General features: G+C 66.2%; 16 protein-coding genes. All 16 read right to left on the bottom strand.

Annotated elements, in window-relative coordinates:
- Positions 1–3: 3 nt before the first annotated feature.
- Complete coding sequence (gene rpsS / locus JF52_RS0110255) at positions 4–285, bottom strand: 30S ribosomal protein S19 (RefSeq protein ID WP_033106056.1); 282 nt, start codon at positions 283–285, stop codon at positions 4–6.
- Between the two features lie 12 nt (positions 286–297).
- Complete coding sequence (gene rplB, locus JF52_RS0110250) at positions 298–1,137, bottom strand: 50S ribosomal protein L2 (protein ID WP_033106055.1); 840 nt, start codon at positions 1,135–1,137, stop codon at positions 298–300.
- A gap of 21 nt (positions 1,138–1,158) precedes the next feature.
- Positions 1,159–1,482 (bottom strand): 50S ribosomal protein L23, encoded by a 324-nt coding sequence (gene rplW / locus JF52_RS0110245; protein ID WP_033106054.1) that lies wholly within the window; start codon positions 1,480–1,482, stop codon positions 1,159–1,161.
- A complete protein-coding gene (gene rplD, locus JF52_RS0110240) occupies positions 1,479–2,141 on the bottom strand; it encodes a 50S ribosomal protein L4 (RefSeq protein WP_033106053.1) in 663 nt (220 codons plus the stop codon). The genes rplW and rplD overlap by 4 nt, the downstream gene beginning before the upstream one ends.
- 3 nt (positions 2,142–2,144) lie before the next feature.
- Positions 2,145–2,804, bottom strand: a complete 660-nt coding sequence (rplC, locus tag JF52_RS0110235; RefSeq protein WP_033106052.1) for a 50S ribosomal protein L3 — start codon at positions 2,802–2,804, stop codon at positions 2,145–2,147.
- Positions 2,805–2,812: 8 nt separating this feature from the next.
- The gene (gene rpsJ / locus JF52_RS0110230; RefSeq protein WP_030147986.1) at positions 2,813–3,121 is read right to left on the bottom strand and encodes a 30S ribosomal protein S10; all 309 of its coding nucleotides are present in this window, start codon (positions 3,119–3,121) and stop codon (positions 2,813–2,815) included.
- A 703-nt stretch (positions 3,122–3,824) separates the two neighbouring features.
- The gene (locus JF52_RS0110225; RefSeq protein WP_033106051.1) at positions 3,825–4,037 is read right to left on the bottom strand and encodes a hypothetical protein; all 213 of its coding nucleotides are present in this window, start codon (positions 4,035–4,037) and stop codon (positions 3,825–3,827) included.
- Positions 4,038–4,312: 275 nt separating this feature from the next.
- Positions 4,313–5,503, bottom strand: a complete 1,191-nt coding sequence (gene tuf, locus JF52_RS0110220; RefSeq protein WP_033106050.1) for an elongation factor Tu — start codon at positions 5,501–5,503, stop codon at positions 4,313–4,315.
- Between the two features lie 184 nt (positions 5,504–5,687).
- On the bottom strand, positions 5,688–7,802 hold the full coding sequence (gene fusA / locus JF52_RS0110215) for an elongation factor G (RefSeq protein WP_033106049.1): 2,115 nt from the start codon (positions 7,800–7,802) through the stop codon (positions 5,688–5,690).
- A 97-nt stretch (positions 7,803–7,899) separates the two neighbouring features.
- A complete protein-coding gene (rpsG, locus tag JF52_RS0110210; protein ID WP_033106048.1) occupies positions 7,900–8,370 on the bottom strand; it encodes a 30S ribosomal protein S7 in 471 nt (156 codons plus the stop codon).
- Positions 8,371–8,375: 5 nt separating this feature from the next.
- Complete coding sequence (rpsL, locus tag JF52_RS0110205; RefSeq protein ID WP_033106047.1) at positions 8,376–8,744, bottom strand: 30S ribosomal protein S12; 369 nt, start codon at positions 8,742–8,744, stop codon at positions 8,376–8,378.
- A 209-nt stretch (positions 8,745–8,953) separates the two neighbouring features.
- Positions 8,954–12,856 carry an SCO7613 C-terminal domain-containing membrane protein gene (locus JF52_RS0110200; RefSeq protein WP_033106046.1) on the bottom strand — a complete coding sequence of 1,301 codons (3,903 nt, stop codon included), beginning with the start codon at positions 12,854–12,856 and terminating at the stop codon, positions 8,954–8,956.
- Positions 12,856–13,095, bottom strand: coding sequence for a helix-turn-helix domain-containing protein (locus JF52_RS0110195; protein WP_033106045.1), 240 nt, complete (start codon positions 13,093–13,095; stop codon positions 12,856–12,858). The genes JF52_RS0110200 and JF52_RS0110195 overlap by 1 nt, the downstream gene beginning before the upstream one ends.
- Positions 13,095–13,571, bottom strand: coding sequence for a DUF2975 domain-containing protein (locus JF52_RS0110190; protein WP_033106044.1), 477 nt, complete (start codon positions 13,569–13,571; stop codon positions 13,095–13,097). Before JF52_RS0110190 ends, JF52_RS0110195 begins: the two co-directional genes overlap by 1 nt.
- Positions 13,572–13,775: 204 nt before the next feature.
- Complete coding sequence (locus tag JF52_RS0110185; protein ID WP_033106043.1) at positions 13,776–14,423, bottom strand: hypothetical protein; 648 nt, start codon at positions 14,421–14,423, stop codon at positions 13,776–13,778.
- 44 nt (positions 14,424–14,467) lie between these two features.
- Positions 14,468–14,902, bottom strand: coding sequence for a hypothetical protein (locus JF52_RS0110180; RefSeq protein WP_052166968.1), 435 nt, complete (start codon positions 14,900–14,902; stop codon positions 14,468–14,470).
- Between the last annotated feature and the right edge of the window lie 43 nt (positions 14,903–14,945).

Genomic DNA, 14,945 nt, shown 5'->3' with positions numbered 1-14,945 from the left:
GCGTCAGCGGCGACGGCCCTTCTTGTCGTCCTTCTCGTGGCCGCGGAAGGTGCGGGTGGGCGCGAACTCGCCCAGCTTGTGACCGACCATGGTCTCGGTGACAAACACAGGAATGTGCTTGCGACCGTCGTGGACCGCGATCGTGTGACCCAGCATGGCCGGGATGATCATGGACCGGCGAGACCAGGTCTTGATGACGTTCTTGGAACCGGCTTCGTTCTGCACGACGACCTTGCGAAGCAGGTGCTCGTCGACGAAGGGGCCCTTCTTGAGACTCCGTGGCATCTTCTTCTACTCCTACTTACGCTTCTTAGACGCGGTGCGACGACGAACGATGTACTTGTCGCTTTCCTTGTTGGCGTGACGGGTACGACCCTCTGCCTGGCCCCAGGGGGTGACAGGGTGACGACCACCGGAGGTCTTGCCCTCTCCACCACCGTGCGGGTGATCGACGGGGTTCATGGCCACACCGCGCACGGTCGGGCGGATGCCCTTCCAGCGGTTACGGCCGGCCTTGCCCCAGTTGATGTTCGACTGCTCGGCGTTGCCGACCTCGCCGATCGTGGCGCGGCAGCGGGCATCGACGTTGCGGATCTCGCCCGAGGGGAGACGCAGCTGCGCGTAGATGCCGTCCTTGGCGACGAGGCGCACCGAGGCGCCTGCCGAACGGGCGAGCTTCGCGCCGCCACCCGGACGGAGCTCGATCGCGTGGATCACAGTACCGGTCGGGATGTTCTTCAGAGGCAGGTTGTTGCCCGGCTTGATGTCAGCCGATGCACCCGACTCGACGACGTCGCCCTGGTTCAGCTTGTTCGGCGCGATGATGTAACGCTTCTCGCCGTCGAAGTAGTGCAGCAGTGCGATGCGTGCGGTGCGGTTGGGGTCGTACTCGATGTGAGCGACCTTGGCGTTGACGCCGTCCTTGTCATTGCGACGGAAGTCGATGACACGGTACTGGCGCTTGTGGCCACCACCGATGTGACGGGTCGTGATGCGGCCCTGGTTGTTGCGACCACCGGTCTTCGAGAGCGGGCGCAGCAGCGACTTCTCCGGCGTCGATCGAGTGATCTCGGCGAAGTCAGCCACCGACGAGCCGCGGCGACCCGGGGTCGTGGGCTTGTACTTGCGAATAGCCATGATTGTCCTTTATCCCCCGGATCAGCCGATTGCCGTGAAGATGTCGATGGTGCCCGACTTCAGGCTCACGATGGCGCGCTTGGTGTCCTTGCGCTTTCCCGTGCCGAAGCGGGTGCGACGGGCCTTGCCGACGCGGTTGATCGTGTTGACCGACGCGACCTTGACGCCGAAGATCTTCTCGATGGCGAGCTTGATCTCGGTCTTCGTAGCACGCGGGTCGACGAGGAAGGTGTACTTGCCTTCGTCGATCAGCGAGTAGCTCTTCTCAGAGACGACCGGCTTCAGGATGATGTCGCGGGGGTCCTTGTTGAACGCCGACTGGAGGGCGCCTACCTGCTCGGTCATGCCGAGACCTCCTCGGTTGTGCCGGTCTTCGAGGCGATGAAGCCCTCGAGCGCGGCCTTGGTGAAGACGATGTCGTCAGAGACGAGCACGTCGTACGCGTTGAGCTGGTCGAACGTCAGCACGTGGATGTTCGCAAGGTTGCGAATGCTCTTCGTGGTGATGTCGTCGCCTCGTTCGATCACGAGGAGCACGTTCTTCGACGTGACGACCGTCGTGAGGAAGCTCACGGCAGCCTTCGTCGAAGGTGCACCGTCGATGCCGAAGGACTCGATGGCGTGCAGACGGTCACCGCGGAAGCGGTCGCTGAGCGAGCCCAGGAGGGCGGCCGCGATCATCTTCTTGGGCGTGCGCTGCGAGTAGTCACGCGGCTTCGGGCCGTGGACAATGCCACCGCCGGTCATGTGCGGCGCGCGGATCGAGCCCTGACGGGCGTTACCCGTGCCCTTCTGCTTGAAGGGCTTGCGGCCAGCACCGGAAACCTCACCGCGACGCTTGGTCGAGTGGGTGCCCTGGCGAGCCGCCGCGAGCTGCGCGACGACGACCTGGTGGATGAGCGGAATGTTCGTCTTGACGTCGAAGAGCGCGGCGGGCAGCTCGATCGAGCCTGCCTTCTTGCCGTCGGCCTTGAGGACGTCGAGCGCGAGAGACGAGTCAGCCATGGACTAGGCCCCCTTCACTGCGTTGCGGACGTAGACGATGCGGCCACGAGCACCGGGAACGGCGCCCTTGACGAGCAGCAGCCCCTTGTCGGTGTCGACGGCGTGGACCGTCAGGTTGAGAACGGTCACGCGCTCGCCGCCCATACGGCCGGCCATGCGCATGCCCTTGAAGACGCGGCTCGGGGTCGAGGACGCGCCGATCGAGCCGGGCTTGCGGTGGTTGCGGTGCGAACCGTGGGATGCCGAGACGCCCTTGAAGTTGTGGCGCTTCATGACACCCGCGGTGCCCTTGCCCTTGCTGGTGCCGACGACGTCGACCAGCTGGCCTGCCTCGAAGAGGCCGTCGACCGTGAGTTCCTGACCGAGCGAGTAGTCAGCAGCATCCGCAGTGCGGATCTCGGTGACGTGACGGCGCGGCGTGACGCCGGCAGCCTCGAAGTGGGCCGTGAGGGGCTTGTTGACCTTGCGCGGGTCGATCTGACCTGCCGCGATCTGAACGGCGTTGTAGCCGTCCTTCTCGGGGGTGCGGATCTGGGTGACCACGTTCGGTGCCAACTCGATGACGGTGACGGGGACGAGCTTGCCGTCCGCGTTCCACACCTGGGTCATGCCGAGCTTGGTGCCCAGCATCCCCTTTGAATTCTTTGCGTTGATGTCAGCCATGTCGATCCTCAGAGCTTGATCTCGATGTTGACGTCAGCCGGAAGGTCGAGACGCATCAGCGAGTCGACTGCCTTGGGCGTCGGGTCGACGATGTCGATCAGACGCTTGTGGGTGCGCATCTCGAAGTGCTCGCGGCTGTCCTTGTACTTGTGGGGCGACCGGATGACGCACACGACGTTCTTCTCGGTCGGAAGCGGCACCGGGCCGACGACAGTCGCGCCCGCACGGGTCACGGTGTCTACGATCTTGCGCGCCGACGAGTCGATGACCTCATGGTCATACGACTTCAGGCGAATGCGGATTTTCTGTCCCGCCATTGTCTGTTCACTCTCTTTAAGGCGTCTTACCGTCCTGGGCCGGGTGACCCAGGGGCATTGGACGCACGTCGACGCTGTTCGCGCCGGGCACCACTGTTCTTCTGTCAACCCGCGCGTATTTCTACGCACGGCAGAACCTCCGTGAGGAGGTGGTTGCTGTTCTGCCACCCGCGGCCTAGGTCCCTGCGCGCGATCTCCGAGGAGATGACGCCGCCTATGCACTGCCCTGGTAGTGATCCGATGGGCACACAAAGTGCACCGCCGGAATGTGGAACCTGTCTATTCTGCCAGCCGGATTTCACTTACGCAAACCCGGGCGTGTCGCGCGGTTTCGGAGGCCCGCCGAGCACAGCAGAAACGGGGTGAGGCATCCCCATGCCCCACCCCGTCTTGGGGAGTGTTCAGCGCGAGGGGGCGCACCGAACACGAGGGCTCCGGTGCGAAGGGACACCGGAATCCTCGTCGAAGGCGCGGCGGATCGACCGCCGCGGATGCGGGGCGAAGCATCGACGCTCAGATGGCGTACGACGCGTGATGGTCCCCAAGATCGTTCCCCAGTTCCTGCTCACAGCCGGAGCTGTGCATTTCAGTTCGTCGAACCCCTTCGACGAACCCGACCGCGAGATCCCCAGGCGGTTGTCCTCATAGTACACGGAAGGGACGACGCACCCGTGGTGCGCCGTCCCTTCCGGTGAAACTGCGTCTACTCGTTGCCGACGGCCTTGTCGGCGCCGTCGCGGATCTCGTCGATCTTGTCAGCGGCACCCGGTGCGAGCTTCTTGGCGAAGTCGGCGACGCCGTCGAGGACCTTGTCGCTCACGTCCTCTGCCTGCTCGCTCTTGACGACGTCAGCGATCTTGTCCTTGTTCTGCTCGTACAGGTCTTTGCCCTTGTTGACCATGTCGTCGATTCCCATTGCGGGTCCCCCTTGAGGTTGTGACGCCGGCCGAGTATGCCGACATCTCTTATTCTGCACGGCATCCGGCGCGAAGGGAACCCTGCGCTGCGCGCACCGACGACAAAGCAGCGCGCACCGACGACAAGGCTGCGCGCACCGACGACAAAGGGGCCGAGCCCGAAGGCTCGCCCCCTTTGCGAAGTGGTCAGGATGAGAGAGGTTTCGACTCGCTCCGCTCGCTCAACCTGAGTCGATGCCGCGTCAACGCGCTTCGCGCATTGACCCGGCCCGACTCACTTGATGATGCTCGTGACCGTACCGGCGCCCACGGTGCGTCCACCCTCACGGATGGCGAAGCCGAGGCCCTCTTCCATGGCGATCGGCTGGATCAGCTCGACCGTCATGTCGGTGGTGTCACCGGGCATGACCATCTCGGTGCCCTCGGGCAGCGAGATGACGCCGGTGACGTCGGTGGTGCGGAAGTAGAACTGCGGGCGGTAGTTCGTGTAGAACGGGTTGTGACGGCCGCCCTCTTCCTTCGACAGGATGTACGCGGTGCCCTGGAAGTTCGTGTGAGGGGTGACCGAACCCGGCTGAACGACGACCTGGCCGCGCTCGACGTCCTCACGCTTGAGACCGCGAAGCAGCAGACCACAGTTCTCGCCGGCCCACGCCTCGTCGAGCTGCTTGTGGAACATCTCGATACCCGTGACCGTGGTCTTCTGGGTGTTGCGGATGCCGACGATCTCGACCTCGGAGTTGATCTTGAGCGTGCCACGCTCGGCGCGGCCGGTGACGACCGTTCCACGACCGGTGATCGTGAAGACGTCCTCGATCGGCATGAGGAAGGGCTTGTCACGGTCGCGCTCCGGGTCCGGAACGCTGTCGTCGACAGCCTGCATGAGCTCGAGGATCTTCTCGACCCACTTCTCATCGCCCTCGAGCGCCTTGAGTGCCGAGACCTGGACGACAGGTGCGTCCTCGTCGAAGCCCTGGGCTGCGAGCAGCTCGCGAACCTCGAGCTCGACGAGCTCCAGGATCTCCTCGTCGTCGACCATGTCGCTCTTGTTCAGTGCGACGAGCAGGTACGGCACGCCGACCTGCTTGGCGAGCAGAACGTGCTCACGGGTCTGAGCCATCGGGCCGTCGGTGGCGGCGACCACGAGGATGGCGCCGTCCATCTGGGCTGCACCGGTGATCATGTTCTTGACGTAGTCGGCGTGGCCGGGTGCGTCGACGTGCGCGTAGTGGCGCTTCGGCGTCTCGTACTCGATGTGCGAGATGTTGATCGTGATACCACGCTGGCGCTCTTCCGGCGCCGAGTCGATGGAAGCGAAGTCACGCTGAACGTTGGTGTCGGACGGGTACTTGTCAGCGAGCACCTTGGAGATGGCTGCCGACAGCGTCGTCTTGCCGTGGTCGACGTGACCGATCGTTCCGATGTTCACGTGCGGCTTGGTGCGCTCGAACTTGGCCTTGGCCACTTGGTCCTCCTCAGGACGTTCGTGTAGAGATTGCCGAGCACTGGATTGTGACCGGTTCCCTACGGGGTTTGATTCTCAGTTTAGTAGAGAGAGCTTTGTGAAGTTGTGTGTTGTCCGGGGCCCGACCCTTCGACAGGCTCAGGGAGCTCGACAGGCTCAGGGAGCGGGCCCCGGACGGAAGGGCTTACTCGCCCTTGATCTTCTGGACGATCTCGTCGGCCACGGCCCTGGGGACCTCGGCGTAGGAGTGGAACTCCATCGAGTACACCGCGCGACCAGAGGTCTTCGAGCGCAGGTCGCCGATGTATCCGAACATCTCGGACAGCGGAACCTGTGCACGGACGATCTTGATGCCGGTGGCATCCTCCATCGACTGGATCTGGCCACGACGCGAGTTCAGGTCGCCGATCACGTCGCCCATGTACTCCTCGGGAGTACGAACCTCAACGGCCATGAGCGGCTCGAGGAGAACGGGGTTCGCACGACGCAGTGCTTCCTTCATACCGATCGATCCAGCGATCTTGAACGCCATCTCCGAGGAGTCGACGTCGTGCGCTGCACCATCGACGATGGTCGCCTTGACGCCCACGATCGGGAAGCCGGCGAGGACACCGACGTTCATGGCGTCCTGGAAACCGGCATCGATCGAGCCGATGTACTCACGCGGGATGCGACCACCGGTGACGGCGTTCACGAACTCGTAAGTCTTCTCGGCATCCAGGTCGAGCGGTTCGATGTTGAACTGGATCTTTGCGAACTGACCCGATCCACCCGTCTGCTTTTTGTGGGTGTAGTCGTACTTCTCGACCGACTTCTTGATCGTCTCGCGGTAGGCCACCTGGGGCTTGCCGACGTTCGCCTCGACGTTGAACTCGCGCTTCATACGATCCACGAGGATGTCGAGGTGCAGCTCGCCCATGCCCTTGATGGTCGTCTGACCGGTCTCGGGGTTGAGCTCCGTGCGGAAGGTCGGGTCCTCTTCAGCGAGCTTCTGGATGGCGACACCCAGCTTCTCCTGGTCGGCCTTGGTCTTCGGCTCGATGGCGACCTCGATGACAGGCTCGGGGAACGTCATCGACTCGAGGACGACCGGAGCTGCCGGGTCGGTCAGGGTGTCACCGGTGGTGGTGTCCTTCAGACCGATGACCGCGTAGATGTTTCCGGCGGTGACCGAGGGGACCGGGATCTCCTTGTTGGCGTGCATCTGGAAGATCTTCCCGATGCGCTCCTTCTTGCCCTTGGTCGAGTTGATGACCGCAGAGCCGGAGTCGAGGTGACCCGAGTAGACGCGGACGTAGGTCAGGCGACCGAAGAACGGGTGCACGGCGACCTTGAACGCGAGTGCGGCGAACGGGTCGTTCGCGTCGGGGTTGCGCTCGACGATCGTGTCGTAGTCCTTCGGGTCGTGCGCCTGGATGGCGCCGACGTCGAGGGGGTTCGGCAGGTAGTCGATGACCGCGTCGAGCATCGGCTGCACGCCGCGGTTCTTGAACGCCGAACCGCACAGCACAGGGTAGACCTCAGAGGCGACCGTCAGCTTGCGGATCGCGCCCTTGATCTCCGCGACGGTGAGCTCCTCGCCACCGAAGAACTTCTCGAGCAGCGCGTCGTCGGTCTCGGCGACGGTCTCGAGGAGCAGCTGGCGGTACTCGGCAGCCTTCTCCTTGAGGTCGGCCGGGATCTCCTGGATGTCGTACTTGGCACCCATGGTCACGTCACCCTTGGAGTCGCCCTCCCAGACGAGCGCACGCATCTCGACGAGGTCGATGACGCCGACGAAGTCGTTCTCAGCGCCGATGGGCAGCTGGATGACCAGCGGCTTCGCACCGAGGCGGTTGATGATCGTGTCGACCGTGAAGTAGAAGTCGGCGCCGAGCTTGTCCATCTTGTTGACGAAGCAGATGCGCGGGACGTTGTACTTGTCGGCCTGACGCCACACGGTCTCGGACTGGGGCTCGACGCCCTCCTTGCCGTCGAAGACGGCGACTGCGCCGTCGAGGACGCGGAGCGAACGCTCCACCTCGACGGTGAAGTCGACGTGACCGGGGGTGTCGATGATGTTGATCTGGTTCTTGTCCCAGTAGCAGGTCACGGCGGCAGACGTGATCGTGATGCCGCGCTCTTTCTCCTGCTCCATCCAGTCGGTCGTCGACGCGCCATCGTGCGTCTCGCCGAGCTTGTGGTTGACGCCCGTGTAGAACAGGATGCGCTCGGTGGTGGTGGTCTTGCCGGCATCGATGTGCGCCATGATGCCGATGTTTCGGACCTTGCTCAGGTCGGTGAGCACGTCTTGTGCCACAGGAGTGTCCTTTTCTATCTAGCTGTACGACTACGAAAGTTTGGGTGCTTCGACAGGCTCAGGTAGGGCGAGCCCGGTCCCTGAGCCTGTCGAAGGGTTACCAGCGGTAGTGAGCGAACGCGCGGTTCGACTCGGCCATCTTGTGAGTGTCCTCACGACGCTTGACCGCAGCGCCCAGGCCGTTCGAGGCATCCAGGATCTCGTTCTGGAGGCGCTCGGTCATGGTCTTCTCACGACGACCCTTGGCGTAGCTGACGAGCCAGCGCAGCGCGAGGGTGTTCGCACGGTGAGGCTTGACCTCGACCGGGACCTGGTAGGTCGAGCCGCCGACGCGGCGGCTGCGGACCTCAAGGGTGGGGCGCACGTTGTCGAGCGCCTTCTTGAGGGTGGCGACGGCATCCTGGCTGTTCTTCGCCTCGACGCCGCGGAGGGCGCCGTAGACGATCGACTCTGCCAGCGACTTCTTGCCGTCGACGAGGATCTTGTTCACCAGCGAGGTGACGATCGGAGCGCCGTATACCGGGTCGTTGACGACGGGGCGCTTGGGGGCGGGACCCTTACGAGGCATCTAACTCAACCCTTCTTCGCGCCGTAGCGGGAACGAGCCTGCTTACGGTTCTTGACTGCCTGGGTGTCCAGGGCGCCACGGACGATCTTGTAACGCACACCGGGGAGGTCCTTGACACGACCGCCGCGGACGAGCACCAGGGAGTGCTCCTGCAGGTTGTGGCCCTCGCCGGGGATGTAGGCGGTGACCTCGGCCCCGTTGCGCAGCTTCACACGAGCGACCTTGCGCATCGCCGAGTTCGGCTTCTTCGGGGTGGTGGTGTAGACGCGGGTGCATACCCCGGCCTGCTGCGGGTTCGACTTGAGCGCCGGCGCCTTGGTCTTGGTGACCTTGGGCGAGCGACCCTTGCGAACCAACTGCTGAATGGTTGGCACGTTCTCTCCTCATAATGCTGCACGGTGACAGCGTGATGGGTTTCACATCATGACCCACCGGCACGCCGGATCAGGCGTGCTTTTGGTGTGATGGGTATGCCGTGGGGGCAGACCGGTATGGACCGGCGCCCGTGTGCAGGCACGCCGAGACGTGCACACACCTGATCAAGTGTAATGCCGCGTAACGTACGCGGTCAAATGCCGCAACGTCACCGCAGATCTCGGATCCGCGCGACCACCGTGTCCGCATCTCCGCCTCGCCGTTCGTAGGTGACGGCGATGATGAGCAGCACGCTGCCGATCACGGCGAGCGTGATCCACCACGGCATCGATTCTATGCCCCGACCGATCTGCACGGAGAAGACGAACACGTTCTCGATCGGCAGCACGATCATGCCGAGGATGAACGGGGCCGCGAGTCGCCGTCCGGCGCCGACCATGATCGCGGCGAGCGCGAGCACCATGACGAGGATCGCCCGCCAGGTCAGAGGGTCGGTGAACGTCGCGACGATCGACGCGCTCATCATCGTGATGATCCCCGGCGCGAGCAGCGACCAGGAACCGCTCCGCCCGGCCGGCCAGGCGTTGAGCCCTCCCCGTGTGCTGTCTCGACCGCGCCGCAGCGCATGGATGCCGGCGAGCAGCAGGAACGCGCCCAGCGGCAGCGAGAACCACTCCACCCGCAGGTCGCGTGGGCTCCACGCGACCACGGCGGTGACGAATGCGATCGCGAACAGGAACCACACCGGTGGCAGCGCCGTGCGCTCCGCGCGGACTGCCGCGGCGAGCATGAGGGCGAGGAGACCGATCATGAGCGCCCACATCGACCAGATCGAACCCCAGTCGCGCTCGATCGCGCACCACGTGCCGGCGGCGAGCGAGAGGACCGCCGGTGCGAACACCCAGCGGGAGGTGCGCAGCGGCGAATCCGCACGCACCGACGCGCGGATGCCGCGCCCAGCGCACACGAGGATGATGGCGGCCACCGCGGCGACCGCGAAGCAGGCGGCGAAGAGGGCTGCTCCGTGCAGCGTCCCCAGATCGGCGCCGAGGCCCATCCTGATGCCCTGCACCGGACCTGCGATCGCCGCGACGCCCGCTGCGGCGAACGTCGCGGGGACGAGCGTGCGCACGCGCGCGGTGCGGGCGCGGCGACCCAGGCGCCCGCACCACGTCCCGATCCCGAGCAGCACGGTTCCCCCCGCGAGCAGCGCGAATGCCCGCCACGGCACTTCGACCGCCGTGCGCGCATCCGGTTCTACGAGGACGAGCAGTGCGAGGCTCGGCAGCACGGCGAGACCGAGTCCCGCTGCGTACAGACCGCGCACGTCGATCCCCCTCGCACTGAGCACGGCGGCGATCGTCGCCGCGCCGAGCGCGGGCGGCAGCAGATACGCCTCGAGCAGATCGACGCCGTTCATGGTCCAGATGCACCACAGCGCCCCGGTGAATGCCGCACCGGCCACCCACCATGCATAGCGGCGCCGAGTGAACACGGCACTCGCCGCCGCGCCGACGCCGAGGATCATGAGGACGAGGAACGTGGTGCCGAGCCCTGCTGCCTCCCTTGCGAGGGCGAGAACGGTGGCGATCGCTCCGGTCAGCAGCGCGGATGCCTCGATCGCCACGCGGGCGGCGGCCGAGGCATCCGCCGGCAGGCCGTTGTGACGCAGCGCGTCACGGATCAGCGTCGTGCTCGGCAGCACCAGCGCCACGATCGCGGCGATGACCGGAAGCGTGACCGGGGACGCACTGACCGCGAGCACCTGGGCTCCGAGGCACACGACGACGACCGCGACGGTGGGCACCAGCATCCCGCTCGCGAGAGTGCGCAGCACGATGTTGAGCCCCGGACGTCTGGTGAGCACGAGCGACAGGGCGAGCGCGAACATCAGCGCGGTCGAAAGAGCGGTCCAGCCGCTGCGCTCGAAGATCACCTGCACGATGCCTGCGGCGAACGGCACCGACGTGACGACGAGAACGGCGTACCAGTCGCGGGCGCGCACCCGCGGCAGGAATGTCACGACGATCGCTCCGACCAGGCCCGCGGTCGTCACCAGGCACAGCACGGCGATGCTGCCGAGGTCGGTCTGCGCCAGCGCCTGGGCGAGGCACACGAGCGCGTACGCGAAGCCGGCTCCGACGTGCAGGAATCGGATGCCGTGTGGCAGAGTCCTGCTCGCCAGCGCCAGCACGGCGATCGCACCGATGCCGGCGAGCGGCACGGTCTGCGGATCGATCCAGGAGATGAGGATGCCGACCGCGACGGCGGCGTGGATCCCGATGAGCAGGACGACGCGATGGGGCGTGAGCGGGTGGTTCACCGTGCCATTGGTCCTGCTCAGTGCGACCGCCGTGATGGCGGCGGCACCCAGCACGATCACGAGGCGGGCGACGAGAGGCAGGAGATCGCTGCACGCGAGGGTGAGAACGGTCAGTACCGCTGCGCCGATCGCGACGACGTCCGTGCCGGCCGCGAAGCCGCGCAGGGACTGATGGGGCTCACGCTCGCCGCCGGGCCGGCGGATGTCGTCGGATACGTGGATCCGCCGCGCGTGGCGGGTGTCGCGGTCGCGGACGAGACCGCCGAACAGGGCGAGCCCCGCAGCGATCCCCGCCATGCCGAGCAGCGGCGCCCAGTCTGACGGTTCGGCGAGCACGGCACCGCCGTCGCCGCTGGCCACGGCACCGCGGACGACGGCGCCGAGTGCCTCGATGGCAGTCGCGGCGGCGTACAGCACCGGGATCACCCCGAGCATTCCGACCACGACGATCCCGCCCGTCGCGAGCATCGAGCGGACGAGCGTGCGCATCCCAGGTGTCACCGCGATCAGGGCGATTGCGAACGCCGCCGCGGTCGGCAGCACCGCCGGCAGCCACTGCCCGGCCGAATGCGCCACGGGCGACGTGGTGGCGAGCACGAGAGCCGACGTCGCCGAGCCGCCGGCGACGAAGCTCCACCAATGCCCCAGCAGCTGACGCGCCGCCAGGACGGCGTGCAGCGCGATGAGCGCGAACACCGCGCTGAGGCCCAGCATCGCCACGACGGTGACGCCGAAAGAGAGGGCGCCGAACACCGACAGCGGCACGGCGCTCAGCACGGCGATCACCTGGAACACCGCGAGCGAGCGCTTCGCGATCCTCGTAGACGCAGCGGTCCTCGTAGACGCAGCGATCCGCGTAGACGCAGCGATCAGCGCCGTCGCAGCGATCAGCGCTGTCGCGAGGAAAGCCGAACCGAGGTGCCCGAGAGCTGCGACATAGCTCGACGAGGCGGCGTAGCCGAGCATTGCAGGCACGGTCGCGACGGCCAGCATGGCGGCCCATTGCCACACGCGGACCTGCGAGAGACGGCCTGCGATGAGCATCACGGCCCCGGCGACTGCCGTGGCGAGAGCGGCGAGCAGCCAGGTGACAGCGTCGCCGCGGCCGAGTTGCGCGAAGGCGTAGACATCGAGGCTCACGAACACGAGGCCGAGGCCGCCGACGGCCTCGGCGGAGAACTGCAGGCCGCGACGGGCGAGCATGTAGGCGCCGCCGAGGAAGACAAGGGTCACCAATCCCACGACGACGCTGCGGATTCCGCGGTCGGAGAGGTCAGGGTTCAGGAAGGTGAAGATGAGGGCGGCGATCGCGAAGAGCCCCGCCCCGGCGATCGCGAGCACCGACTGGACGGTGGCGCTGGAGCGCGGCAGCCGGGGTTGGGGGAACGCGCGCGTGCCGGGAGGTGCGCTCGGCGGAGCGGGAGTCGTCGTGAGTGCCGACGCGGCCGCGTCAGGGGATGCGGATGCCGGTGTGGCGGTGTCGTCAGGGGATGCGGATGCCGACGCGGCCGCGTCAGGGGATGCGGATGCCGGTGCGGCGGTGTCGTCAGGGGTCGCTGATGACTGCGGTGCGCGGCTCAGCACCGCCTCGCGTGCCCGCAGCGCGGCGGCCGCGGAGGTCGATGCCTCCCACAGCTCCGCTCCGTACGCCCCGCGAAGATCCGTGCCGCAGCGGATGCAGCATCCGGCGGCGAGCCCGTCCAGGCCGCAGACCGGACAGACGGTGGCATCGAGCAGATGCCTGGCCACACTCTCGCCCCAGCTGATCGCCTTCGTCGTGGTGTCCATCACTCCCCCGCTCCGGCTGAAGCATCAGCATCCGTGCCGGGGATCCACCGCAGGATGTCGCCCGGCTGGCATTCCAGCACCTGGCAGATGGCGTCGAGCGTCGTGAATCGCACGGCCTTGGCCCGCCCGTTCTTGAGCACTGCGACGTTCGCGGGGGTGATGCCGATCGCATCCGCGAACTCCTGCACGCTCATCTTCTTGCGTGCGAGCTGCACGTCGAGGTCGATCACGATGGGCATCAGACGACCTCGGACATGTCCTGCTCGAGCTCGAGCGCCTTGCGCAGCAGACCGCGCATCACGACGACGAGGAGAGCCAGCGCGATGCCGACGACGATGCCGAGGATCGAGACGAGCAGAATCGACGGGGACCCGGCTCTGGCAGCCATGATGATCACGTTCGAGACGACGATGATCAGACTCGCTGCGACCATCGTGCCGATGATCACGTCGACGTAGATGAACGCCTTCGAACTGAAGATGCGCTCGGTTCGCACGAGCGACAAAAGCCGCCAGATGCAGATGAGCACCACCTCCACGCACACGAGGAACACCACCGCGGCGATGATTCCGGGAACCTTGAGCTGCGCGAACTCGGGGAACCTGTCGGCCGTGGCAGCAGCCAGACCTGGGATCATCCACACCTGGGCGGCCACGAGGAGCGCGAGCATCACGGCGATCAGGGTCTTGAGCACTGCGGTCACACGTGGTTGCATCAGTCTGCCTATCGATAAGCGGCCGGTATCTATCGAAAAACGATAGCCTACCCGCGATTCGCCGATCAAGCGGGCCGCGTCGCTCTCACAGCGAACGCACGGGTGCCGAGCGTGCGGCGCGAGACCGACGTTGCGGCATGAGACCGACCGTGCGGGCCTCGGTCTCATGCCGCAGACGCGGTCTCGCCGGGCTGAGGGGTGGGACTACGGGGATTCGGGGTCGAAGGGCGAGTCCAGCGAAGACGTCAGCTCCTCCAGCAGCGCTTCGATCTGCGGTTCGACGTGCTGCGAGATCGCGGCCTGCACGTTGAGGCGGTGCCGCAGCAGGATGCCGCAGATCTCACGGCCGACCATGTTCGCGTACTCGTCGGCGAGGGCGACCTCCTGGCGCAGTGCTGCTTTCGCCTCCTCGGTCAGCGGAGGCAGCGGCGGCAATTCGACGCTCTCCTCATCGGCGAGGCCGGCGATCGTGAACAGGAAAGGCGCGCCAGGCACCGGATCAGGGTCGAGCGGCAGCCCCTCGAACTCCGGCTCGAGGTCTTCGGACGGACGATAGCTGCGCGCGCGATTGCGCGCAGCCTGCTGATCGAGCTCCTGCTGAAGCATCGGAAGATTGCGCGCAGTGTACTCGGCGACCGCGTGATCCACGATCGTCTTGATGCGGGTGGAGAGGCCGTGCTGCACACCGTGCGGCACGTTCGCGCCGATGCCGGCGGCAGAGAGGATGGGCGAGCCGAGACACCGCCGGCACGGTGCTATGCGCCCGCGATGCGTGGCGGGCTCCCAACGCGGCACCCAGCGCAGCCAGGCCTCGACGGCCTGGTCGACCTGCGTCTCTAGCGACCGCTGCACGTTTTCCAGAATAGGGTCATCCGCACGATAATCGCGTCTGCCGATCAGTTCTCATCGAGATCGTCGCGTTCCCACGGCCACCGCGGGCGCTTCGCGCGTGTGCGCCGCAACGCGACACCGGCCCAGCCGGCGATCGCCGCGGTCACGAGGATCACGAGACTCGCGCCGCCGGTGATCAGCGCGCCCATCACCGCGAGCGCGTTCACGAAGTCGCCGGTCACGACCAGGGCGCCGACTCCCGCTGCGATCAGATGCGCGAACGCCGTGGCGACCGAGATCGCCCAGACGGAGCGGAACTTCGGGTGAGCGATCCGTACCGCGAGGTACAGAACGGCGGCGAACACGGCGACCGCGATGATCATGCCGACGATGCCTGGTGCCTGCCCCGCCTCGGGGACGTCGATGATCTCGGCATCCGTCACGATGCTCAGCACCCCGAGGCCGAAGACGGCGATCGCGAAGAAGCCGATCGTCGTCATCGCCGTCGCCAGGACGGCCGAGACCCCCGCAGGCACGGGCCTG

This window comes from Microbacterium profundi (genome assembly GCF_000763375.1).
In the GTDB taxonomy this organism is placed as follows: Bacteria; Actinomycetota; Actinomycetes; order Actinomycetales; family Microbacteriaceae; genus Microbacterium; species Microbacterium profundi.
Note: the sequence above shows the minus strand (reverse complement) of the source record. Positions and strands in the feature narration are given on the sequence as shown.